The organism is Streptomyces sp. SudanB182_2057 (genome assembly GCF_964272715.1).
In the GTDB taxonomy this organism is placed as follows: domain Bacteria; phylum Actinomycetota; class Actinomycetes; order Streptomycetales; family Streptomycetaceae; genus Streptomyces; species Streptomyces rubradiris.
On record NZ_OZ186798.1, the window covers coordinates 3,851,325 to 3,876,016 of the forward strand.

The following is a 24,692-nucleotide window of genomic DNA, read 5'->3' on the forward strand; positions in this document are numbered from 1 at the left end:
TGTTGGGGCTCGGCGTGCGGTCCGGGCTCGCTGGTGGGCGGGCAGGCGGGCGATCGGCAGGTTCCGTTCAGCCGGTCTCCGGGTTCTCGCTCGGCGGGTCCGGTTCGCCGGAAGCGCCAAGGCCCCCGCCGGAAGGCACACCACCCGGACCACCGCCCGACGGCCCCGCTCGGCCAGCGGCGTCGGCGGCGTCGGCGGCGTCAACGGCTTCGGAGTCTTCGGAGTCTTCGGACGCGTCGGAACCGTCGCCCAGCAGGTCCCGCAGCTCCGCCAGGACCGCCTGCTCGTCCGTGCCGTCCAGTGCCGCGTGTGCCGCGCGCCAGGCGTCGTATGCCTCCGTCCGCCGCCCCTGCTCGCGCAGCAGCAGCCCGTGCTGGTGCAGGGCCAGCCCGCCCATGTAGCGGTCGGCGCGGGCGTCGGCCCGGCGCAGCAGCTCGGCGCACTCCTCGGCCGCCCGCCCGGTCCGCCCCAGCTGCCGCAGCGCGCGGACCAGACCGAGCCGGGTCTGGGCCTCGCCGTGCCAGTCGCCGTGGCCGCCCAGGATGCGCAGGCTCTCCTCGAAGTGCCGGGCGGCGGACTCCGGTTCGCCGAGGGTGAGACGGGCGTAGCCGATGTTGCAGTGCGCCGAGTGCCGCACGATGACCGCGCCGATCCTGTCCCCGATCGCCAGCGAGCGCCGGTGCTGCTCGATGGCGGCGCGCGGGTCGGTGTGCTCGTAGAGGTTGCCGAGGTGGCTGCGGGTGACGGCCTCGCCGTAGGGGTCGTTCAGCAGCCGCGAGTAGGCGAGGCTCCGGCGCAGCGCCTCCCCCGACTCCGCGAACCGCCCGAGCCCCTCCAGCAGCAGCCCCCGGTTGTTCAGGCAGCGCCGGATCCGGGACACCATGTCCAGCCGCCCCCAGATCTCCAGGGCCTGGTCGGTGAGGGCGAGGGAGTCGTTGTGCCGGCCCGTCAGGAAGTGCAGGGCGGCGAGGTCGCACAGCGCGTATCCCTCTGCCGCCGGGTCGCCCAGCCGGCGCGCCGCTTCGAGCCCGGCCCGGCCCAGCACCTCCATCTCGGCGACCCGGCCGCTGCGCTGCACGTACGGGGAGAGCAGCCGCGTGAGCACCGAGAGGTAGGCGGCCGTGCGCGGATCGCCGGTGTCCGCGTTCCGCTCCACCAGCGCGACGATGTTCTCCAGCTCCGTCTCGCCCCAGGCGAACGCCTCCTCGGCCGACTCGAAGCGCCCGAGGGCGGCCACGTCCGCGGCGTGCTCGGCCGGCTGCGCGGCGGTCGGCCGCCGCCGGTCGTCCTGGTCGATGCCGGGCTCCACGATCGCCTCCAACGCCCGCTCGGACACGGCGGCGTACCAGCGCAGCGCGACGAGGTCGGCACAGTCGTGCAGGGCGGCGACACCGGACTCGCCCGGCCCCGGAGACGGGTCCCCGGCGGCGACCTGTCCTGGAGTGGTCCGCGCGGGGATGGCGGGCTGGACGTGGGTGGCCCGCGCGTCGGCCTCCGCCAGTTCACGGGCGAAGTCGCGGACCAGGTCGTGGGGTGCGTAACGGCCGTACGCCGTCTCCTCCAGCAGGGCCACGTCGACCAGACGGTCCAGGGCTGCCTCGGCGCGCCGCTCGTCGGTGCCGGTGAGGCGGGCGATCAGCGAGGCGCCGTACGTCGGCAGGTCGAGCGCGCCGATACGGCGCAGGGCGAGGGCGGCGTCCCGGTCGGCCTCGCGCTCGGCGGCGGCGAGCGCGTCGTGGGCGACGGCCAGGGAGCGGCGGACGCTCAGGTCGTCGTACTCCAGGTGGTGCAGCCGACCGCCGGTATCGGCCAGCTGACCGGCCAGGACGTCCGGGGTGAGGGCGCGGCGGGCGGCGAGCCGGGCGGCGACCACGCGCAGCGCCAGCGGGAGCCGGCCGGTCAGCTCGACCAGCGGGTGGCCCGCGTCCAGCCCCGCGCGCCCGCTGACCGCGCGCAGCAGGGCCGCGCTGTCCTCGCCGGTCAGCGGGGCGAGCGGGAAGCGCCGGGCGCCGTCGAGGGCGGTGAGCGGCGAACGGCTGGTGACGATCACCGCGCAGCCGGGCCCGGCCGGCAGCAGTGGCCGGACCTGGGCCGCGTTCGCCGCGTCGTCCAGCACCAGCAGGAGGCGGGCGGGGGCGAGCAGCGAGCGGAGCAACGCGGCGGCGGCGTCGGGGTGTTCGGGGATGTTCCGGGGGCCTACGCCGAGGTCGCGCAGCAGCGCGGCGAGTGCCTGGGCGGCGGTGAGCGGGGTCATGCCGGGGGTGGAGCCGTGCAGATTGACGTAGAGCTGACCGTCGGTGAAGAGCTTCCGCAGCTCATGTGCCACATGGAGGGCCAGAGCGCTTTTGCCGACCCCGGCCATGCCGCTGATCACCGCGACGGCGGGGACGGAGGCGGGCGGCCCGGTCAGCGCCCGGCGCAACTCGCGCCGTACGTCCGTCCGCCCGGTGAAGTGCGCCGGCGGCGCCGGCAACTGGGCCGGAGGCGGGGCCTGCGGCACGGGCGGGACGACACCGTCCTGCGGCGAACCGGAGGCCGTGGGACCGGCCCCGGGACCCGGCTGTGGGACCGGGGAGGCGCAGGGCGGCACGGCGGAGACGGACTCGTCGACGACGCCCGCGAGGCAGGCACCATCGTCACCGGTACCGCCGGACCCGGTGCCGTCATTGTTACCGACGCTGCCGGCGACGGCCGGTCCACCGGCGTCACCACCCCCCGACTCCTCCCCCGGACAAGTCCCTGACGGACAGTCACCACCCGTCCGCCCCCGACGGTCGCGCAGCACCTCGACATGCGCCTCGCGGACCGCCGGACCGGGCTCGATACCGAGTTCCTCCACCAGACGGGCGCGCAGGTCGCGGTGGACGGCGAGGGCCTCGGCCTGGCGCCCGGTGCGGTGCAGGGCGAGCATCAGCTGACGGTGGTACGCCTCGCGCAGCGGGTGCTCGGCGGTCAGGGCCGTCAGCTCGGGCACGAGGGCGGCCAGGCGGGTGCCGCCGAGGGCGAGTTCGGCGTCGTACCGCCATTCCAGCAGGAGCAGCCGGGCCTGCTCCAGGCGCTGCACGAAGGCGTAGCCGCCGATGTCGGCGGGGAGCCCGCCGAGCGGGGTGCCGCGCCACAGCGTGAGCGCGGCGGCGCAGGCCCGCAGTACGCCCGCCCAGTCCCGCCGGGCGTGCGCGGCCCGTGCCTCGGCGGCCCGGGCGTCGAAGACGTGCACGTCGAGTTCGCCGTGGGCGACCCGCAGCACATAGCCCGGCGGTACGGCCCTGAGCCGCTCGGGGTCGTCAAGGAGCCGGCGCAGCCGGGTGACGTGGTTGTGCAGGGACGCCCGCGCGGAGACGGGCGGCGCGCCGCCCCACAGCGCGTCCTTCAGTACCTCGACGGAGACGACCCGGCCGGGCTCCAGCAGCAGCGCGGCGAGCAGGGCGCGGACCTTGGGGCTGCCGATGGACCGGACGTGACGGTCACGGACGTCCGCCTCGGACTCACCGGCCCGCTCGGCGAGACCGCGGGAAGCGGCGGGGCCGGAGGCCCGGGTCGAGGCATCACCCGGGACCCCGGGAGGGGGCTCGTACGAGACTCCGTACGACGGTCGGTCGTAGAGGACCGGCGGTCCCAGCAGTCCGAAGCGCAGCTCGCACCGCCGCATCACGCCGCTCCACAGCCTTCCCGCGCGGCCGGGCCGACCGCACTCCGCGGCGGACGTCTGCCCGCCGTCGCCTGGCGGAAACCCGCCCTGTCCACAACGGTTTCCCGCCACTTCCTGCCCACCGAACGGCCTGCGGAACCACCTCGTCCGTGGGCTGTTTCCGCTCCCGAAGGGCGACTTCGAGCCAGCCGTCCAGCGGTCCACCGACGAACCGTTGGCCACATGTTAGCGATCCGTTGGCGAATCCTGATGTGATCATTCCATCGGATCCGGCTCGACGGCGCGCGCGTATGTCGCGTAACTCGGGGGAGTGTCGCCGCAGGCTGGATCCGGGGACGACAAGGGCCCCGGCCGGCGGAGGTGAACGACCGGGGCCCCGCCCCGCCCTTCCACGAGCACGCGCATGCCGCGCCGCGAAGCAGCGACAGGGGCACACCTTGCGCCGGGCTTCCACCCCCGTTCGCCTCAAACACAAGGACGACCGTCGCGGCCCCCCTCCGGCAGGGGATGGCGGTACGCGGTGGCCACGAGCTCTTCCCGCACCGGCACCCAGTCGTTCCACGTACGCCAGCGCCCTCCCCGGCAACGGAGGTCGTCACCGAGTTGTATTTCGTCTATCACCACCAAACAAGTGGGGACACCCTCGGCATGGCGGACCTCACCTTCGGTCAGGTCGATGGCCTCGCGGGTAACGGTGCTCCCCTTCACCTCTATGTGAATCTCGTTCCCGTTCCTGCGCGCGGTGATGTCCCATGGCGAGTGGTCACCCACGTCCTCGACCTGGTAGCCCAGTGAGCGGAAGTGATCGAGCACGAGGTCCATGGCGTACCGCTCGACGGCTTGCCGCCGCTTCGCATCGCGCTGCCGCCCGTAGCCGGTGGGTTTGCGGAGGTTCGACGGGGAGGTCGACGGCAGCACGGGGGTTTCGGACTCGTGAGGCCGGGAGATGGCGAGCTGGCGCAACTCCCGTAGCTCAGGAAGCTCTTCGACCAGTGCCCGCGGAAGCTTGGTCAAGTAGCCCTGCGCGGCGCGAAGGGGCCGTGACTTCGACAGCGCGAAGGGGAAGTAGAGCGGCCCTGCGGCAACTTCCGCCAGGCGCTCCCGCAGGGAGCGGATCGTCGGCTCGATCTCACGGAGGCGCGCCTGCGTGACGGGGTGCCGCAACCTTCGATATCCGCCGAGAGGAGCTTCCCAGGCGGGCTCTGGACCGGACATACTCCGGTGACGACCGTAGGTGCCCCGGCTCTGCCAAGTGATGGTGGACGCGAAGGCCTCTCCCTGTACGCGCGAGTACCCCACCACGCCGGGACCGTGGTTCTTGTCCCAGTGCAGAACGAGATCACCGGGCCGCACCTCGCGCACGAGCGCATAGGACCAGTACTCCTTGCCCCGGTCATCGACTTGGGGTGCGAGCAGGTTGGTGCCTATGTCCTCCCGGTTCGTGATCTCCAGCCAGTAACGCTCGTTCGGATCGTGCGCCCACCATTTGTTCACGGCCATGGTCCCCCCCTGACTCAGTTCATCGGGTCGCCGATGATCCTGTCAGGGGCCTGCCAGGTCAAATGATCCGGAACGACTCGGTGTGGCCGCCGTCGGCACCCGCGTCGCCGTCGTCGCCGCATCCCCAGAACGACGAAAGACCACCTAGGAACGTTCCCAGGTGGTCTTCGCAATGGAGCCGCTTTCGGGATTCGAACCCGAGACCTACGCATTACGAGTGCGTTGCTCTGGCCATCTGAGCTAAAGCGGCGTGCTGGTCGCACCATGGTGCGATCGGCAACGTCGGTAAGTCTACACAGTTTCCGGGGGTGCTTCGTACCCACCCCGGAGCGGGGGGTTCCGGGGTGGGTGGGAGGGGTCAGGAGCAGCGCTTTCCGGAGGGTGGCGGGGTGCCGCGGAGGAGGTAGGTGTCGATCGCCGTGTCGACGCAGCCGCTGCCCCGCCCGTACGCCGTGTGGCCGTCGCCGGCGTAGGTCAGCAGGCGGGCCGAGGAGAGCTGGCCGGCCAGGGACCGGGCCCAGCGGTAGGGCGTCGCGGGGTCGCGGACCGTGCCGACGACCACGATCGGCGCCGCCCCCTTCGCCTCGATGCGGTGCGGCTCCCCCGTGGCCCGCACCGGCCAGTACGCGCAGTTCAGCGAGGCCCAGGCCAGTCCCGGCCCGAAGACCGGCGACGCCTTCTCGAACGCGGGCAGCGCCTTCTCGACCTCCTCGGGACTCGAGAACGCCGACGGCAGGTCCAGGCAGTTCACGGCCGCGTTGGCCATCATCAGGTTGCTGTAGTGACCGTCGGCGCCCCGCTCGTAGTAGGTGTCCGCGAGGGACAGCAGGCCCGCGCCGTCACGCTCCTTGATCGCCGAGGTGAGCGCCTCGCGCAACTGCGCCCAGGCCCCCTCGTCGTACATCGCCGCGATCACCCCGGTCGTGGCCAGCGCCTCCCCCAGCCTGCGGCCGTCCGCGTCGCCCGACGGCAGCGGTCGGGCGTCCAGCTCACGGAAGAACGCCCTCAGACGGTCGCCGACCCGCGCGGGCGTCGCGCCCCTGCCGCCGAGCGGGCAGTCGGACCGCCGTACGCAGTCCCTCGCGAACGCCTGGAACGCCGTCTCGAAGCCCGCCGTCTGGTCCAGGTTCAGCCTGCGGGCGTCCAGGGACGGGTCCATCGCGCCGTCCAGCACCATCCGGCCGACCCGCTCGGGGAACAGCCCCGCGTACGTCGCCCCGAGGAACGTGCCGTACGACGCCCCTACGTAGTTCAGCCTCCGGTCCCCGAGCACCGACCGCAGGATGTCCATGTCCCGGGCCGCCTCCACCGTGGAGACGTGCCGCAGCAGCCGCGCCGAATTGGCCCCGCAGCTCTCCGCGAACCTCCGGTCCGCCGCGACCAGCGCGTCGCGCTCCCGCTGGTCGTCGGGCGTCATGTCCGTCTGGGTGTACGCGTCCATCCGCCGCCCGTCGAGGCACTTCACCGGCTCGCTGCGGGCGACGCCCCGCGGGTCCATCGCCACCATGTCGTAGCGGGCGCGGATCCGCTCCGGGTAGCCGAGGCCCGCGTACTGCTGGAGGTAATCCACCGCCGAGCCGCCCGGACCCCCCGGGTTGACCAGCAGCGAGCCCAGCCGCCCGGCCGTACCGGTGGCCTTCTTGCGGGCGACGGCGAGTCGGACGGTGCCCGCGTCGGGATCGGCGTAGTCCAGCGGGGCCTTCATCGTCGCGCACTCGAAACCGGGGACACCGCACTCGCGCCAGCGCGGCCGCTGGCTGTAGTACGGCGTCAGCGCCGCCGGCGTCGTACGCGGCAGCGCGGCGAGCGCCGCCTGCACCGTCCGGCCGGAGGACGCGGCCGGGTTCCCGGGAGAGCAGGCGGACACCAGCAGCGCGGCGGCCCCGAGGAGCGCGGCCGTGAGCCGGGCCGTCGCCCGGCGGCCGGTGCCTCGGATCCGGTGGGCGCGGCGGGGACCGCGGGTACGGGGAGATGGCCTGGTTCGCATCAGGCGAGCGTAACGCTCAGCGATGGATCAGGTGCGAAGCGTGGGGATTGTGCCTCCTACGGGGGACACGCGCGCCACCCGGACCGGTTGGCGCGCTCCCCTTGGCCCCCGCTCCACCGTTCCCCGGGCGCGTCAGCCCCGCGGTGTCACCGGCTCAGCCCGCCCGCAGTGCCATCGTCATCGCCTCCACCGCCAGCAGCGGGGCCACATTCCGGTCCAGGGCCTCGCGGCACGCGGAGATCGCCTCTATGCGGCGGAGCGTGGACTCGGGTGAGCTGCCGCGCGCCAGCCGCTCCAGGGCGTCCTCGGCGTCGGCGTTGGCGATCGCGACGCGCGTGCCGAGCTGGAGGGCGAGGACATCGCGGTAGAAGGCGGTGAGGTCGCCGAGGGCCACGTCCAGGCTGTCGCGCTGCGTACGGGTTCTGCGGCGCTTCTGCATGTCCTCAAGGTCCTTCATCACCCCCGCCGTCCCGCGCGGCATCCGGCCGCCCTGGGCCGCGCCGAGCGCCGCCTTCAGCTCCTCGGTCTCCTTGCCGTCCATCTCCTCGGCGAGCTGCTTGGCGTCTTCCGCCGCCGCGTCGACCAGCTCCTGGGCGGCCTTGAGGCAGGCGCCCACCTCGTCCAGCCGCGACGGCAGCCGCAGCACGGCGGCGCGGCGCTCGCGGGCCGCCGGGTCGGTGGCCAGCCGGCGGGCCCGGTCGACATGGCCCTGGGTGGCGCGGGCGACGGAGGCGGCGACCTCCGGCTCGATGCCGTCGCGCCGTACGAGCATGTCGGCGACCGCGTCGACGGACGGCGTGCGCAGGTTCAGGTGGCGGCAGCGGGAGCGGATGGTGGGCAGGACGTCCTCGATGGAGGGGGCGCACAGCAGCCAGACCGTGCGCGGGGCGGGCTCCTCCACGGCCTTGAGGACGGCGTTGGCCGACTTCTCGTTCAGCCGCTCGGCGTCCTCGACCAGGATGATCTGCCAGCGGCCGTTCGCCGGGGCGGTGAAGGACTTGCGGACCGTGTCCCGCATGTCCTTGACCAGGATCTCGGCGCCGACCGCGGCGACCGTCGTGACGTCCGCGTGGGTGCCGAGCAGTGCCGTGTGGCAGCCGTCGCAGAAGCCGCAGCCGGGGGAGCCGCCGAGCGCGCGGTCGGGGCTCACGCACTGCAGGGCCGCGGCGAAGGCCCTGGCCGCCTGGTTCCGGCCCGCGCCGGGCGGGCCGGTGAACAGCCAGGCGTGGGTCATCTTCGACGCCTCGGGCAGCGGCTGTTCCGCCGAGGCGGCCGTGACGAGGGCGTCGGCGTCCCGCGCGGCCGCGTCGAGCACCGCGCTCACCTTCTCCTGCCCGACGAGGTCGTCCCACACCGTCATGGGTCACGCCGCCCTTCCGTCACATTCCGCGTTCCGGAATCCATTGTGCGGGTGGCCACTGACAACCGGCCGCCGGCCGAGGACGACGGGCCACCGGCCGAAGGCGTCGGAACGCCCGGGTCAGCCCCGTCGACCCCGGCCCTTGCCCCGGCCCCGGCCGCCCTGTTCCTCGCCCTCGCCCCCGTCGTCGTACCGCCGCTCGCCGTACTCCCCCTCGTCGTACGACCCGAGCAGTTCGTCGGCCAGCGACGGCAGGTCGTCCAGCGGGGTCTCCTCGGCCCAGTCGGGGCGCGGGCGGCGGCGGGGCGTGCCGTCCGCGTCGAGCTGGGGCATCTCACGCGTACGGGCCTCGGAGCCGTCGGGGCTCGCAGGGGGACGCTCGTCGCGGAAGTAACCGGGCGGCACCCGGTCCGCCGGGTCGTCGCTCCGTACGGGCGGCAGCACGGCCGTCTCCTCCGCCGGATCCTCACTCCGTACGGGCGGCAGCACCGCCGTCTCGTCCGCCGCACCCGGGGTGACCTGCGGCAGCACCGCCGTCTCCTCCCCCGCCCCGGCGGGCGGCGGCGGCTGCGGCAGCTCGGCGGTCACCTCGGAGTCGGGGTAGGTGTCCCGGGGGCTGTCGGCGGGCCGGTCGCGCTCCTCGCGCACCGGTCGCAGCACCGTCGTGTCGTCCGTGGCCGGACTGTCGGTACGCCGTCCCGTCGTACCCGGGGCCACCACCGGCGTGGCCACCGTGGCGGCGTCCGGGGCCTCGCCCGGGGCCGTGGGAAGCGGCGCGCTGGGCCTGCGGGCCGCCGCGTCGGCCGCCGCGGCGGCCTCGGCGGCCTGCCGCCGGGCCTCCTCGGCACGCAGCAGCGCCTCCTCGGCCTTGCGCTGCGCCTCCAGACGCCGCGCCTCCTCCTCGGCACGCAGCTTCGCCTGCCGGGCCTCTTCCTCGGCGCGCAGCCGGGCCTCCTCCTCGGCCTGCTTGCGGCGCTGCTCCTCCTCGGCCTTGCGGCGGGCCTCGGCCTCGGCGCGCGCCTTCTCCTCGGCGAGCAGCCGCTGCCGCTCCTCCTCAGCGCGCCGGCGCGCTTCCTCGGCCCGCTGCCGGGCCTCCTCCGCCTGCCGCTCGGCCTCGCGCCGCTGCGCCTCCTCCAGCTCGCGCCGCTTGCGCTCCTCCTCCTCGGCGCGCAACCGGGCGAGCTGCTCCTGGCGCTCCCGCTCCAGACGCTCCTCCTCGGCCTTGCGGGCGGCCTCTTCCTCGGCCTTGCGGCGGGCCTCCTCCTCAGCCTTGCGCCGGGCTTCCTCCTGGGCCTTGATCTCCGCCTCGGACAGCGGCAGCACGGTGTCCAGCCGGTGCCGGATCACGGTGGTGACGGCCTCGGGCTCCTGTCCGGCGTCCACCACCAGATAGCGGCCGGGGTCGGACGCGGCCAGCGTGAGGAAACCGGCCCGCACGCGCGCGTGGAACTCCGCCGGCTCCGACTCCAGCCGGTCCGGCGCCTCGGTGAACCGCTCGCGGGCGGTCTCCGGGGAGACGTCCAGCAGGACGGTGAGGTGCGGGACGAGGCCGTTGGTGGCCCAGCGGTTGATGCGGGCGACCTCGGTCGGGGACAGGTCCCGGCCGGCGCCCTGGTAGGCGACGGAGGAGTCGATGTAGCGGTCCGAGATGACCACCGCGCCGCGCTCCAGGGCGGGCCGTACGACGGTGTCGACGTGCTCGGCACGGTCGGCCGCGTACAGCAGCGCCTCCGCGCGGTGCGACAGCCCTGCCGAGGACACGTCCAGCAGGATGGAGCGCAGCCGCTTGCCGACCGGGGTGGCGCCGGGTTCGCGGGTGACCACGACCTCGTGGCCCTTGGCGCGGATCCACTCGGCGAGGGCCTCGGCCTGGGTGGACTTGCCGGCGCCGTCGCCGCCCTCCAGGGCGATGAAGAAGCCGCCGTCCGCCGGCGCCGTGACGGGGTCGTCGCCGCCGAGCAGCGCGTCCCGCAGGTCCTGGCGCAGCGGCACGCCGGAGCGGTCGTCGACCTTGGCGAGCACCAGCGCGGCCACCGGCAGCAGCAGCGCGCCGACGAGCATGAGCGTGAAGGCGGCGCCGCCGTGCGCGAAGACGAACTTGCCGTTCTCCAGCCGGTGCGGGCCGATCAGCGCCGCGAACAGCGGCGCGATCAGGACGCCGAGCGCTATGAAGACGCGGACCACGGCGTGCAGGTGCTCGGTGGTGCGCGCCCGGCGGTAGTCCTCGGTCTCCTGGTCCAGCAGGGTGTGCCCGGTGTTCGCGGCGACGCCCGCGGCGGCACCGGCGAGCGTGACGATCAGCAGGACGGTGGTGACGTCGGGGACCAGCCCGGCGGCCAGCAGCGCGATGCCGGCGACGGCGATCGCCAGGGCCAGCAGGCGGCGGCGGGACAGGGAGGGCAGCAGCGCGGGAGCGGTCCGGATGCCGACGGCGACGCCGCCGGTCAGGCCCAGCACCAGCAGGCCGTAGAGGACCGGGCCGCCGCCCAGGTCCCGGGCGTGCAGCACGCACACCGAGACGGCCGCGGCGATCGCGCCGGCGATCCCGGCACAGGCCAGGACCAGCAGCGGGGCGACGCCCGTACGGCCCTTGTCGACGCCGGTGCCGGTGCGCGGCCGGCGCAGGCCCTCCAGCGGGGACCGCGCGCGCGGGGTGCGCGCGCCGGGCACCTCCAGGGACGTCAGCACGGACAGGGACGCGGCGAACAGGCCCGCCGCGGCATACGACCCGAGGGCCGCCTGGTGCTGGTCGAACCAGGCCACGCCGGTGCCCAGCAGGTTGTTCAGCAGGGCGGCGACGATCAGGGCCGCGGCGGCCAGCGGGACCGCGAGGAAGGTGGTGCGCAGGGCCAGGCGGCGCAGGGCGTCCAGGTGGTCCGGCAGCGGCCGCACGGTCGCGCCCTCCGGGGGCGGGGCCGGCAGCAGGGCGGGGGCGGCGCTCTCCCGGCACACCGTCCACAGCCGCTCGGCGCCGCCGGTGACGAAGGCGGTGACCAGCAGGACGGTGAGCGCGTCTCCCGGGACCCAGTCGATCCACAGGGGCGCGACGATCAGCAGCGCGGCGCGCAGGCCGTCGGCGCCGACCATGGTCCAGCGGCGGTCGAGCGGGCCCTCCTCGGAGGTGAGGGAGGTCAGCGGGCCGAGGAGGACGGCGCCGAAGAGCAGCGTGGCGAGGATGCGCGCGGCGAAGACCGTCGCCACTGCGAACGCCACGCCTCGGTAGCCGCCGCCGAGGGCGCCCTCGGTGACCGACGCCTGGAGGACCAGCACGACGAGGACGAGGAGGGACAGGGTGTCGCCGACACCGCTCACCAGCTGCGCGCTCCACAGGCGCCTCAGCTGCGGTCGGCGCAGCAGGGAGCGGACGGCGCGCTCGCGGGAGTCCGCGACCAGGGCGTCGTCCGGGGCTGTGGGGTGGGCCGTTGGCTGCTCGGCTCGCGTCATGCGTTCAGCCTATCCGCAGCCGCTGACACCACACCTCGCGTGTCCGGACGTACGACGCCCGCCCCGGCACCGTGCGGGCACCGGGGCGGGCGTACGTTTCGCGAAGCCGAGTGCGAAGCGGGGCGGCGGCAGCCGGTGGGGCCGAATGCCCGGCGACGGAATGCCGTGAGCGGGCGCCCCCTGCGCAGGAGGCGCCCGCTCACCCGCGAAGAAGGCCTCAGCCGGCCCTCGCCCCCGGGTCCGCCGTCAGTCCTCCGCCCCGGAACCCGACGCCTTGGAAGCCGTGGTCTTCTTCGCGACCGTCTTCTTGGCGGTCGTCTTCTTCGCGGCGGCCGTCGTCTTCTTGGCGGCCGTCTTCTTGGCGGCGGTCTTCTTCGCCGGAGCGGTCTTCTTGGCCGTCGCCTTCTTCGCGGTCTTCTTGGCCGGTCCCTTCGCCCTCTTCTCGGCGAGCAGCTCGAAACCACGCTCAGGGGTGATCGTCTCGACGCTGTCGCCGGAGCGCAGGGTCGCGTTCGTCTCGCCGTCGGTGACGTACGGACCGAAGCGGCCGTCCTTGACCACGACCGGCTTCCCGGAGACCGGGTCCTCGCCCAGCTCCTTCAGCGGCGGCTTGGCGGCGGCCCGCCCCCGCTGCTTCGGCTGGGCGTAGATCGCCTGGGCCTCTTCCAGCGTGATCGTGAAGATCTGGTCCTCGGACTGCAGCGAACGCGAGTCCGTGCCCTTCTTCAGGTACGGGCCGTAGCGGCCGTTCTGCGCGGTGATCTCCACGCCCTCGGCGTCCGTGCCGACGACGCGCGGCAGCGACATCAGCTTCAGCGCGTCCTCGAGCGTCACCGTGTCGAGCGACATCGACTTGAACAGCGAGGCCGTCCGGGGCTTGACCGCGTTCTTGCCGGTCTTGGGGGTGCCCTCGGGCAGCACCTCCGTGACGTACGGGCCGTAGCGGCCGGCCTTGGCGACGATCTGGTGACCCGTCTCGGGGTCGGTGCCCAGCTCGAAGTCGCCGCTCGGCTTGGCCAGCAGTTCCTCGGCCAGCTCGACGGTCAGCTCGTCCGGCGCCAGATCGTCCGGGATGTCGGCGCGCTGGTGCTCCTCGGTGTCCTTCTCGCCGCGCTCGATGTACGGGCCGTAGCGGCCGACGCGCAGCACGATGCCGTTGCCCACCGGGAACGAGGAGACCTCGCGGGCGTCGATCGCGCCCAGGTCGGTCACCAGTTCCTTGAGGCCGCCGAGGTGGTCGCCGTCGCCGTTGCCCGCCTCGGCCGCGCTGCCGACGTCGACCCGGCCCTCGCCGAAGTAGAAGCGCTTCAGCCACGGCACGGCCTGCGCCTCACCGGCGGCGATCCGGTCGAGGTCGTCCTCCATCTTCGCGGTGAAGTCGTAGTCGACGAGCCGCCCGAAGTGCTTCTCGAGCAGGTTGACCACGGCGAAGGACAGGAAGGACGGCACCAGGGCGGTGCCCTTCTTGAAGACGTAGCCGCGGTCCAGGATCGTGCCGATGATCGACGCGTACGTGGACGGGCGGCCGATCTCGCGCTCTTCCAGCTCCTTGACCAGGCTGGCCTCGGTGTACCGGGCCGGGGGCTTGGTGGCGTGGCCGTCGGCCGTGATCCGCTCGGCGGACAGCGCGTCGCCCTCGGCGACCTGCGGCAGCCGGCGCTCGCGGTCGTCGAGCTCGGCGTTCGGGTCGTCGGCGCCCTCGACGTAGGCCTTCAGGAAGCCGTGGAAGGTGATCGTCTTGCCGGACGCGCTGAACTCGACGTCCCGGCCGTCGGCGGACGTGCCGCCGATCTTCACCGTGACGCTGTCGCCGGTCGCGTCCTTCATCTGGGAGGCGACGGTCCGCTTCCAGATCAGCTCGTAGAGCCGGAACTGGTCGCCGGTCAGGCCCGTCTCCGCGGGCGTGCGGAAACGATCACCCGACGGACGGATGGCCTCGTGGGCCTCCTGAGCGTTCTTGACCTTGGCGGCGTACGTGCGCGGCTGCGGCGGCAGGTAGTCGGCGCCGTACAGCTGCGTGACCTGGGCGCGGGCCGCGGAGATCGCGGTGTCGCTCAGGGTCGTGGAGTCCGTACGCATGTACGTGATGAAGCCGTTCTCGTACAGCTTCTGCGCGATCTGCATCGTCGCCTTGGCGCCGAAGCCGAGCTTGCGGCTCGCCTCCTGCTGGAGCGTCGTCGTACGGAACGGGGCGTACGGCGAGCGGCGGTAGGGCTTGGACTCGACGGAGCGCACGGAGAAGCGGGCGTTCTCCAGGGCGGCGGCGAGGCCGCGGGCGGTCGCCTCGTCGAGGTGGAGGATGCCCGCGCTCTTGAGCTGTCCCACCGAGTCGAAGTCACGGCCCTGCGCGACCCGCCTGCCGTCGACGGTCTGCAGGCGCGCGACCAGCGACGACGGGTCCGACGAGTCCCCCGCGCGGCCGGTGGCGAAGGTGCCCGTCAGGTCCCAGTACTCGGCGGACCGGAAGGCGATGCGCTCGCGTTCCCGCTCCACGACGAGTCGCGTGGCGACGGACTGCACGCGGCCGGCCGACAGCCGGGGCATGACCTTCTTCCACAGCACCGGGGAGACCTCGTAGCCGTAGAGGCGGTCGAGGATGCGGCGGGTCTCCTGGGCGTCGACCAGCTTCTGGTTGAGCTCGCGCGGGTTGGCGACGGCAGCGCGGATCGCGTCCTTGGTGATCTCGTGGAACACCATCCGCTTGACCGGGATCTTCGGCTTCAGGACCTCCTGGAGGTGCCAGGCGATCGCCTCGCCCTCCCGGTCCTCATCGGTGGCGAGGAACAGCTCGTCGGAGTCCTTCAGCAGGTCCTTGAGCTTCTTTACCTGGGCCTTCTTGTCCGCGTTGACGACATAGATCGGCTGGAAGTCGTGTTCTACGTCCACACCGAGGCGGCGGACCTCGCCGGTGTACTTCTCGGGCACCTCGGCGGCACCGTTGGGAAGGTCGCGGATGTGCCCGACGCTCGCCTCGACGGTGTAACCGGGGCCGAGGTAGCCCTTGATCGTCTTCGCCTTGGCAGGCGACTCGACGATGACGAGTCGGCGACCGCCGTGTGCGGTCTCGCTGGTCGGGGACAACTTCGCTCTTCTCTCCGGTCGACGCTGGGGCCTCCCCAGGCCTTGGTCCCGGGGTCGCGGCGTACTGCTGGCTCGTGTGACGCTGCGGAGTGTGACGCTACATCCCGCCCCCGTGTCAAACGGGAAAAGCCCACAACGGCCACTCGAACGGTAACCCGACTACCGCCATTCCTGCCGCCCGGACTGCCCGGCCGCCTCCGTACCCCTGTCCGGAGCGTAACGCTCCCCTTACCCGCAGGAGCCGCGTTCCATGGCCTCAGAGCCGGGTCAGGCAGTACCCGCCCAGGGCCAGGGCGACGGTTCCGGCCATGCCCGCGAGGGCGGCGGATGCGATCCGGTTCACACCGAGGCCCACCGGTTCCCCACGCCACAGCCGCGCCCCGGTCCACGCCAGCAGACCGGCCCCGAACAGGGCGAACACCGCTCCCGCGAAGATCGCCGGCCCACTCTCCATCGCCCGCCCACCCCTTTTCCGCCGCCGCTTCCGCCCGGCGCGGGGAGAGTGGCACGCACGGGAGACGGGCGGGCGACATCGGGGTGAACGGACGGCCGACGCACAACCGAACGTACGAGCGAGGATGCACTCTCCGGATCCCTCGGCCATATTTTTCCGGCCGTTTTACGCATCGCGGCGCGCCCCGGCGGCTCCGGGGCCCTTTCCGGGCCCCGGCTCGCGGTGCACGACGGTGCGCGCGGCGGTGTGCGGCCGGGGCGCGCGGGCCGCTCAGTCCGCCGCCGGCTCCAGGAAGCCCTGCTCCACCAGCAGCCGGATCTGGGCGGGGGTGCGGTCGCGGAGCAGTACCGCGTCCTCGCCGACGAGCTGGGCGATGGCGTCCAGGATGCGGCCCGCGGTCAGCGTGCCGTCGCAGACGCCCGCGAACCCGGCGCCGACCGTGTCCACCTTCGTCGCCCGCCGCATCCCGCGGTGCTGGCGCAGCACGACGTGCTCGGGGTCCTCGGCGCCGGGCAGCCCGACCTGCTCCTGGACCACTTCGGGGGCGAGCCTGAAGCGGCTGTCCAGCAGCGCCGCGTCATCGTGGTCCCGGAGATAGCCGATCCGGTCGAAGTGGGCCCGGACCGTCTCGCCGAGCGGCTGCTCGACCGGGTGCGGCCACTCCTCCACGGTGACGACGGGCTCGGCGGAGCCGGTCTTGCGCAGGGTGATCCAGCCGAAGCCGACCGCCCTGACCTTGCGCGCCTCGAACTCGTCGAGCCAGGCGTCGTAGCGCGCCTGGTACTCCGCCGGGTCGCCGCGGTGGTCACCGGCGTCCCGCAGCCACAGCTCGGCGTACTGTGTGACGTCCTGCACCTCGCGCTGCACGATCCAGGCGTCGCAGCCGCGCGGCACCCACGACCTGAGCCTGTCCTGCCAGTCCTCCCCCGCCACGTGCTGCCAGTTCGCGAGGAACTGCGCGAACCCGCCCTCGGCCAGCCGGTCCCCCGCCTGCCGCACGAGCGAGCGGCACAGATCGTCCCCGCCCATGCCACCGTCCCGGTACGTCAGCCGGGCGCCGGGAGAGATCACGAACGGCGGGTTGGAGACGATCAGGTCGAACGTCTCGTCGTCGCGGACCGGCTCGAAGAGCGAGCCCTCGCGCAGATCGGCGGCGGGCGCCCCGGACAAGGCCAGCGTGAGCGCCGTGATGTGCAGCGCGCGCGGGTTGAGGTCGGTCGCCGTCACGCGCGTGGCGTGCTGGGCGGCGTGCAGCGCCTGGATGCCGGAGCCGGTGCCGAGGTCCAGGGCGGAGGCGACGGGGGTGCGCACGGTGATGCCGGCGAGGGTGGTGGAGGCGCCGCCGACGCCCAGCACGACGCCCTCCTCGTGCTGCCCGATGCCGCCGGCCCCGCCGACCGCGCAGCCGAGGTCGGAGACGATGAACCAGTCCTCGCCGCCGGGACCGCCGTAGGGTCGCACGTCCACGGTCGCGGCCACCTCGTCGCCGCCCACGCGCCGCAGCCAGCCGGCCTCCAGCGCCTCCTCGACCGGCAGCACGGCCGCCACGCGCGCGTGCGGCACCGGCTGCTGGAGCAGGAACAGGCGTACGAGCGTCTCCAACGGCGTGTCGCCGCGGGTCGCCCGCAGGGCGGGCACGGTCTCGCTGCGGGCCAGTGCCGCGTACGCGGGCGCGCCGAGCAGGTCGAGCAGTCCGTCGGCGGTGAAGGAGGCGGCCAGCAGCGCGTCCCTCAGGCGCGCGGCGATGTCGGGCCGGTCGGCGGCGGGCAGGGAAGCGGGTCCGGTGTCAGTCACGCCCCCATTGTGGCCCGCGGCGGGCCGCCGGGGCGGACTCCGCGCGGGCCGTCCGCCGACGTCAGCCGGTCTTCGCCGCGCCCGTGGGCTGGGCCGCCGTGGACGCGGCGACCTTGCAGCTGGGCTGCTCGGCCATGGCTTCCTTGACCTCGCCCTGCTCCAGCCGCTTCAGCGCCTCCGTGCCGTCGTCGCCCTGCTCGCCGACCTCCTTGGTCTGCGCGGCGACCGTCTTGAGGCCCTTGGCGAACTTGCCCTGGTCCTTGGTGTCGAGCCCCTCGACCGTCTTCTTCAGCTCGGTGTACGACGTGGACAGGCCGGCCAGGTTGCCGGCGGCGTCCTTCTGGAGCTTGGCTCCGCCGTCGATGCCGGGGGGCGCGCCGGCGCTGTCGAGGGCACCCGCGAGGGCCTTGTAGCCGTCGGCGAGGTTCTGGAAGGCCTCGACGTACGTCTTCTGGGCGTCCTTGGGCGGAAGGTTGCTGTCCGTGGCGATGGACGCGATCGACGCGTTGGCCGACTTGATCTTGGCGCTCTGGGCGGGCACGGCGTCGCACACCGTCTTGGCCCAGGACACCAGCTTGGGGTCGGGCCCCTTGTCTTCGCTGCCGCCGCACCCCGTCAGCGCGACTGCCAGTACCGCACCGCTGGACAGTGCGGCCGCGAGCTTCTTGTTCACCGGATTGGTCCCTTCCATGGCTCTCGGCCCCCGGAATCTACACGGCGGACGGCCCCGCCCCCGCTACCGGAGGAGAGATCGGTCAGTTTTTATGTCCTTTTGTGCCATGAGAGAGAAGGCTCACGACGTGGCCGGGTCCACACGGCGAGACGGGCGGCCGGCGCGTCAGCACGCGCCGGCCGCCCGTCCGTCACCGGGTCCTGTCGGTCCGGGTCAGGAAACCACCGCCGCGTCGGGCGAGTTGGTGACCCGCTCGGCGTTGTCGTCGTCGCCGACGGCGATGCCGCGCCGCTTGGAGACGTACACCGCGACGACGATCACCAGGAGGGCGAGGACCGCGATCCCGATCCGCACGCCGAGGTTCTTGTCGTCGCCGTAGGAGAACTTGATCACGGCCGGCGCGATGAGCAGCGACACCAGGTTCATGACCTTCAGCAGCGGGTTGATCGCGGGTCCGGCGGTGTCCTTGAAGGGGTCGCCGACCGTGTCCCCGATCACCGTGGCCGCGTGCGCCTCGCTGCCCTTTCCGCCGTGGTGGCCGTCCTCCACCAGTTTCTTGGCGTTGTCCCAGGCGCCGCCGGAGTTGGCGAGGAAGACCGCCATCAGCGTGCCCGCGCCGATGGCACCGGCGAGGTAGGAGCCGAGCGCGCCGACGCCGAGCGTGAACCCGATGAAGATCGGCGCCATGACGGCGAGCAGACCGGGCGTGGCCAGCTCGCGCAGGGCGTCCTTGGTGCAGATGTCGACGACCTTGCCGTACTCGGGCTTCTCGGTGAAGTCCATGATCCCGGGCTTCTCGCGGAACTGCCGCCGCACCTCGAACACCACCGAACCGGCCGAGCGCGACACGGCGTTGATGGCCAGTCCGGAGAACAGGAAGACGACCGCGGCGCCCGCGATCAGTCCGACCAGGTTGTTGGGCTGCGAGATGTCCAGCGACAGGCCGAGCGGCGAGCCCGGCCCGGTCAGCTTGGCGCCGACGTCCTGGACATTGGTGGTGATCGCGTCGCGGTACGACCCGAACAGCGCCGCCGCCGCGAGGACGGCGGTGGCGATGGCGATGCCCTTGGTGATGGCCTTGGTGGTGTTGCCGACCGCGTCCAGGTTGGTGAGCACCTGCGCGCCCGCGCCCTCGACGTCGCCGGACATCTCGGCGATGCCCTGGGCGTTGTCGGAGACCGGCCCGAAGGTGTCCATGGCGACGATCACGCCGACCGTGGTGAGCAGGCCGGTGCCGGCCAGGGCCACCGCGAACAGCGCCAGCATGATCGACGTACCACCGAGCAGGAACGCGCCGTACACACCGAGCCCGATGAGCAGGGCGGTGTAGACGGCCGATTCCAGACCGACCGAGATGCCGGACAGGACGACGGTGGCCGGCCCGGTCAGGGAGGTCTTGCCGATGTCCCGCACCGGGCGGCGGTTGGTCTCGGTGAAGTAGCCGGTCAGCTGCTGGATGACGGCGGCGAGCAGGATGCCGATGGCGACCGCGACCAGCGCGAGGATGCGCGGGTCGCCGTCCTTGGCCTTGATCGCCGCGTCGGTGACGCCGTCCAGACCGGCGTAGCTTCCCGGCAGGTAGACGTAGACCGCCACCGCGACCAGCGCCAGTGAGATCACCGCGGAGATGAAGAAGCCGCGGTTGATCGCGCTCATGCCGCTGCGGTCGGCGCGGCGCGGGGCGACCGCGAAGATGCCGATCATCGCCGTGATCACGCCGATGGCGGGCACCAGCAGCGGGAAGGCCAGTCCGAAGTCGCCGAAGGCGGTCTTGCCGAGGATCAGCGCGGCCACCAGGGTCACGGCGTACGACTCGAAGAGGTCGGCCGCCATGCCCGCGCAGTCGCCGACGTTGTCGCCCACGTTGTCGGCGATGGTCGCGGCATTGCGCGGGTCGTCCTCCGGAATGCCCTGCTCGACCTTGCCGACCAGGTCGGCGCCGACGTCGGCGGCCTTGGTGAAGATGCCGCCGCCCACCCGCATGAACATCGCGATCAGGGCGGCGCCGAGGCCGAAGCCCTCCAGCACCTTCGGCGCGTCGGCGGCGTACACCAGCACCACGCAGGAGGCGCCCAGCAGGCCGAGCCCCACCGTGAACATGCCGACGACGCCGCCCGTGCGAAACGCGATCTTCATCGCGGTGTGCGAGACGGTGGTGAGATCCTTTCGGGGTTCGCCTTCCGCGGGAGTCGCTTCCCGGGCCGCCGCGGCGACCCGCACGTTGCTGCGCACGGCGAGCCACATGCCGATATAGCCGGTGGCCGCCGAGAACGCCGCGCCGATCAGGAAGAACACCGAGCGGCCGGCCCGCTGATTCCAGTCGTCCGCGGGCAGCAGCATGAGCAGGAAGAACACGACGACGGCGAATACGCCGAGGGTGCGCAGCTGCCGGGCGAGATAGGCCTTGGCGCCTTCCTGGACCGCCTCGGCGATCCGTTTCATGCTGTCGGTTCCCTCGCCCGCCGCGAGTACCTGCCGGACCAGGATCCCCGCGACCACCAGCGCGGCCAGGGCGACGGCCGCGATAACGGCGACGATGATCCGATTGTCGTCGGTCAGGACCGCTGCTGCGAGAGAAGTGGGATGACCCAGATGAGGGGTAGAAAGCCCCGCCATTCGTCCTCCTTGACGCTTGGGCTGAGCTCAAGATGTGGACGGATTGTAGGTACCGCGGAGTGATCTAAACAGGGGACGGTAAACGGATTCGGCCTGCTCCCGCTCTTCAGCAAATGATCGAGAGAACGACATGGAACCCGAAAGAAGTAATGCCCTCAGGGCATTGACGGCCGCATTGACTCTTGATCGAATTATCGGGCTATTGATCGTGAATTCCTTCACGAATTCCGGAGCGGCCGGAAAATACGACGAGGGCCCTGCTCAGCAGGGCCCTCGCGGGTGCGGCTACGCCGTCGGTCAGACGAGCGCCGTGGCCGGCGGTGTGGTCGGCCAGGTCATGCGGATCAGTCCGCCGTTCGGTCCGGTGGCGACCTCCACGTCGTCGACGAGGCCGCTGATGACCGCCAGGCCCATCTCGTCCTCCTCGACCTCGTGCTCGCCGTCCTGCGCGGCGCCGGGCGTGTCACCGCCCGCGACGGCGTGCGGCGCCTCGTCGCCGACCTCGATGGAGAACTGTTTCTCCTCTTCGATCAGCGCCACCTTCACCGGTGCCGTGACGCCGCTGCTCTGGTGCAGTCCGACCGCGCGGGAGCACGCCTCCCCCACGGCCAAGCGCACCTCGTCCAGGACGGCCTCGTCCACTCCCGCCCTGCGCGCCACCGCTGCCGCCACCAGCCGGGCGGTCCGGACGTGTTCGGGCAGCGCGCTGAAGCGGAGTTCGACGGTGGCCATGCATCCCCCTCGCGACTACGGGCGTGCGGTCGGGGACGGGGCCGCCGCCGGGCGGCCGCACCCCCCTGGTGTGTCCTTCTCTACCCCGGGCCGCCCTGTCCGCAGCGTCTGGTCTGCGTCATCCGCGTCGTGGGCGTCCGCGTTGTCGGCGTCCGCGTCGTGGGCGCGGCCCAGGACGGAACCGGCCGACGACGGACCCCGGAGGGAGCCCGGCGCCGGCGAGCGGTCCCGGAATCGGCCTGCGGCCGATCAGTCGGTGGCCGCCACCGCTTCCTCGACCGTGGTGTGGATCGGGAACACCTTGGTGAGGCCGGTGATACGGAAGATCTTCAAAATGCGCTCCTGGTTGCAGACCAGGCGCAGCGAGCCCTCATGGGCACGCACCCGCTTCAGGCCGCCGACCAGCACGCCGAGCCCGGTGGAGTCGAGGAAGTCCACGCCCTCCATGTCGACGACGAGGTGGAAACTCCCGTCATTCACCAGCTCGACCAGCTGCTCGCGCAGCTTGGGCGCGGTATACACGTCGATTTCGCCACCGACTCGGACGACCGTACGATCGCCGACGGTCTCGGTCGACAGGGACAGGTCCACGGATCCTCCAGCACCTTGCTATCGAGCGTTTGTCCCTCGGGCACCTCGGCTTGCGGCCCCCGGGACGCTTCGCCAGCCGCGATGGCATTCAATCACTTACCGGCAGGCGTGCACGACGCCTTGACTCCATTGTCCGTCACACCAGTGACACACTCGGTGCCGATGGCCAAGAATCACCGATCCGATCGAACCCCGGCGGACCCGGCGTCCCGACCGTCTCCGGGCGCGGTCCTGGACCGGCTCGCCTCCGGGCCGAGCCGGGCTGCGCGCATCACTCATACGGAGCACTTGCCCCCGCGCGCGGGCCGCCATGCCGTCTGGCCTGACCGGATTCGCCCCGAGGTGATCGCGGCCGTCCAGGCGTGCGGAATCGAGCACCCCTGGGCACACCAGGCACGGGTGGCCGAGCACGCCCTGGACGGCGACTCGGTGGTCGTCGCCACCGGCACCGCCTCCGGCAAGTCCCTCGCCTATCTCGTACCCGTCCTGTCCACCCTCCTGGACGGCGCCGAGGCCCCGAACGGGCGCGGCACCACCGCCCTCTACCTGGCGCCCACCAAGGCGCTCGCGGCGGACCAGTGCCGGTCGGTGAAGGAACTTTCACAACCTCTCGGCACCTCGGTGCGCCCGGCCGTGTACGACGGCGACACCCCGTTCGAGGAACGGGAGTGGATCCGCCAGTACGCCAACTACGTCCTCACCAACCCGGACATGCTCCACCGCGGGATACTTCCCTCCCACCCGCGCTGGTCCTCCTTCCTGAAGTCGCTCCGTTACGTCGTCATCGACGAGTGCCACACCTTCCGCGGCGTGTTCGGCTCGCACGTCGCCCAAGTGCTGCGCCGGCTGCGCCGCCTGTGCGCCCGCTACGGCTCCTCCCCCGTGTTCCTGCTGGCCTCGGCGACCTCCGCCGAGCCCGCGTCCTCCGCCCGCCGGCTGACCGGCCTGCCGGTGCTGGAGGTCGCCGACGACGCCTCCCCGCGCGGTGAGCTGGTCTTCGCCCTCTGGGAGCCCCCGCTCACCGAGCTGCAGGGCGAGAAGGGCGCCCCCGTACGGCGCACCGCCACCGCCGAGACCGCCGACCTGCTGACCGACCTGACCGTGCAGGGCGTGCGCTCGGTCGCCTTCGTCCGCTCCCGGCGCGGCGCCGAGCTGATCTCGGTCATCGCCCAGGAGCGGCTCGCCGAGGTCGACCGCTCCCTGGTCCGGCGTGTCGCGGCCTACCGCGGCGGCTACCTCCCCGAAGAACGCCGCGCCCTGGAACGCGCGCTGCACTCCGGCGAACTCCTCGGCCTCGCCGCGACGACGGCCCTGGAGCTGGGCGTGGACGTCTCCGGCCTGGACGCGGTGGTGATCGCCGGCTACCCGGGCACGCGCGCGTCCCTGTGGCAGCAGGCGGGCCGCGCGGGCCGCTCCGGACAGGGCGCCCTCGCCGTCCTCGTCGCCCGCGACGACCCGCTGGACACCTTCCTCGTCCATCACCCCGAGGCCCTGTTCGACCAGCCGGTGGAGTCGACGGTCCTCGACCCCGACAACCCCTACGTCCTCGCCCCGCACCTGTGCGCCGCCGCCGCGGAGCTGCCGCTGACCGAGGAGGACCTGGAACTCTTCGGTCCCGGCTGCGCGGACGTGCTGCCGCAGCTGGAGGCCGCGAAGCTGCTGCGCCGCCGCACCCGGGCCTGGCACTGGACCCGCCGGGAGCGGGCCGCCGACCTCACCGACATCCGCGGCGCCGGGGGCCGCCCGGTGCAGATCGTGGAGTCCGGCACGGGCCGGCTGCTCGGCACGGTCGACGCGGGCGCCGCGCACTCCACGGTCCACGAGGGCGCCGTCCACCTGCACCAGGGCCGCACCTACCTGGTGCGCTCCCTGGACCTGGAGGATTCCGTCGCCCTGGTCGAGCAGGCCGACCCGCCGTACTCGACCGTCGCCCGCGACACCACGGCCATCTCCATCCTGGAGACGGACACCGAGATCCCGTGGGGCTCCGGCCGCCTGTGCTTCGGCTCGGTGGAGGTCACCAACCAGGTGGTCTCCTATCTGCGCCGGCGCCTCATCACCGGCGAGGTGCTCGGCGAGACCAAACTCGACCTCCCTCCTCGTACGCTGCGCACCCGCGCGGTGTGGTGGACGGTCACCGAGGACCAGCTGGACGAGGCCCGGATCACCCCGGAGATCCTCGGCGGCTGCCTGCACGCCGCCGAGCACGCCTCCATCGGCATGCTGCCCCTCTTCGCGACCTGCGACCGCTGGGACATCGGCGGCGTCTCCGTGCCGCTGCACCCCGACACCCTCCTGCCCACGGTCTTCGTCTACGACGGCCACCCCGGCGGCGCGGGCTTCGCCGAGCGTGCCTTCCACACCGCCCGCACCTGGCTGTCCGCCACCCGCGAGGCCATCGCCTCCTGCGAGTGCGAGGCCGGCTGCCCGTCCTGCATCCAGTCCCCCAAGTGCGGCAACGGCAACGACCCACTGCACAAGAGGGGGGCGGTACGACTTCTCACGGTGCTCCTGCGGGGAGCGGCGGAGGAGCCGGTGGACGGGGCGGGTGCCGGTTAGGGCTGAGGGGGACGAAGGCTGGTCAAGGGCTGTGGGGGAGGCGGGGCTGGTCGCACGGGGGCTGGTCAGGGGCTGGGTGGGGCCGGGGGTGCTCCCGGTTCGGCGGGCGGTATGGCCCGGAGTCCGTCCGGGGCCCGGGACGGCATCGGTACCGGCGGGCCCGGTCCGGCAGGCCGCACGGCTTGGAACCCGTCCGGGTGTCCTGGCGGCTCAGGCCCCGGAAGGACCGGTCCGGCAGGCGGCACGGCCCGG

At 72.9% G+C, this 24,692-nt stretch carries 13 protein-coding genes and 1 tRNA gene; 1 reads left to right on the plus strand and 13 read right to left on the minus strand.

Annotated elements, in window-relative coordinates:
* Positions 1–67: 67 nt before the first annotated feature.
* The 13 genes from ACSURM_RS16685 to bldG form a co-directional block, all read right to left on the minus strand.
* Positions 68–3,649: a BTAD domain-containing putative transcriptional regulator gene (locus tag ACSURM_RS16685; RefSeq protein WP_436955922.1), complete on the minus strand. Its 3,582-nt coding sequence runs from the start codon at positions 3,647–3,649 to the stop codon at positions 68–70.
* Positions 3,650–4,114: 465 nt separating this feature from the next.
* The gene (locus tag ACSURM_RS16690) at positions 4,115–5,149 is read right to left on the minus strand and encodes a protein NO VEIN domain-containing protein (protein WP_436955923.1); all 1,035 of its coding nucleotides are present in this window, start codon (positions 5,147–5,149) and stop codon (positions 4,115–4,117) included.
* 173 nt (positions 5,150–5,322) lie between these two features.
* Positions 5,323–5,399: transfer RNA gene (locus ACSURM_RS16695), tRNA-Thr, on the minus strand.
* A gap of 108 nt (positions 5,400–5,507) precedes the next feature.
* The gene (locus tag ACSURM_RS16700; protein ID WP_436955925.1) at positions 5,508–7,136 is read right to left on the minus strand and encodes an alpha/beta hydrolase; all 1,629 of its coding nucleotides are present in this window, start codon (positions 7,134–7,136) and stop codon (positions 5,508–5,510) included.
* Between the two features lie 154 nt (positions 7,137–7,290).
* Complete coding sequence (locus ACSURM_RS16705; RefSeq protein ID WP_436955927.1) at positions 7,291–8,496, minus strand: DNA polymerase III subunit delta'; 1,206 nt, start codon at positions 8,494–8,496, stop codon at positions 7,291–7,293.
* A 120-nt stretch (positions 8,497–8,616) separates the two neighbouring features.
* The gene (tmk, locus tag ACSURM_RS16710; RefSeq protein ID WP_436955929.1) at positions 8,617–11,940 is read right to left on the minus strand and encodes a dTMP kinase; all 3,324 of its coding nucleotides are present in this window, start codon (positions 11,938–11,940) and stop codon (positions 8,617–8,619) included.
* Between the two features lie 246 nt (positions 11,941–12,186).
* Positions 12,187–15,021, minus strand: a complete 2,835-nt coding sequence (topA, locus tag ACSURM_RS16715) for a type I DNA topoisomerase (protein ID WP_436955931.1) — start codon at positions 15,019–15,021, stop codon at positions 12,187–12,189.
* A gap of 256 nt (positions 15,022–15,277) precedes the next feature.
* On the minus strand, positions 15,278–15,475 hold the full coding sequence (locus tag ACSURM_RS16720) for a hypothetical protein (RefSeq protein ID WP_436955933.1): 198 nt from the start codon (positions 15,473–15,475) through the stop codon (positions 15,278–15,280).
* 270 nt (positions 15,476–15,745) lie between these two features.
* Positions 15,746–17,269, minus strand: coding sequence for a DUF7059 domain-containing protein (locus ACSURM_RS16725; RefSeq protein ID WP_436955934.1), 1,524 nt, complete (start codon positions 17,267–17,269; stop codon positions 15,746–15,748).
* 61 nt (positions 17,270–17,330) lie between these two features.
* On the minus strand, positions 17,331–17,942 hold the full coding sequence (locus tag ACSURM_RS16730) for a small secreted protein (protein ID WP_436955936.1): 612 nt from the start codon (positions 17,940–17,942) through the stop codon (positions 17,331–17,333).
* A 213-nt stretch (positions 17,943–18,155) separates the two neighbouring features.
* Complete coding sequence (locus ACSURM_RS16735) at positions 18,156–20,558, minus strand: sodium-translocating pyrophosphatase (protein ID WP_436955938.1); 2,403 nt, start codon at positions 20,556–20,558, stop codon at positions 18,156–18,158.
* 297 nt (positions 20,559–20,855) lie between these two features.
* Positions 20,856–21,290, minus strand: coding sequence for an ATP-binding protein (locus ACSURM_RS16740; RefSeq protein ID WP_436955939.1), 435 nt, complete (start codon positions 21,288–21,290; stop codon positions 20,856–20,858).
* A gap of 249 nt (positions 21,291–21,539) precedes the next feature.
* Positions 21,540–21,881 carry an anti-sigma factor antagonist BldG gene (gene bldG, locus ACSURM_RS16745; RefSeq protein WP_030781841.1) on the minus strand — a complete coding sequence of 114 codons (342 nt, stop codon included), beginning with the start codon at positions 21,879–21,881 and terminating at the stop codon, positions 21,540–21,542.
* 81 nt (positions 21,882–21,962) lie between these two features.
* On the opposite strand from bldG, the gene ACSURM_RS16750 reads away from it, so the two are divergent.
* Positions 21,963–24,440 carry a DEAD/DEAH box helicase gene (locus ACSURM_RS16750; protein WP_436955941.1) on the plus strand — a complete coding sequence of 826 codons (2,478 nt, stop codon included), beginning with the start codon at positions 21,963–21,965 and terminating at the stop codon, positions 24,438–24,440.
* The last annotated feature ends 252 nt before the right edge of the window (positions 24,441–24,692 follow it).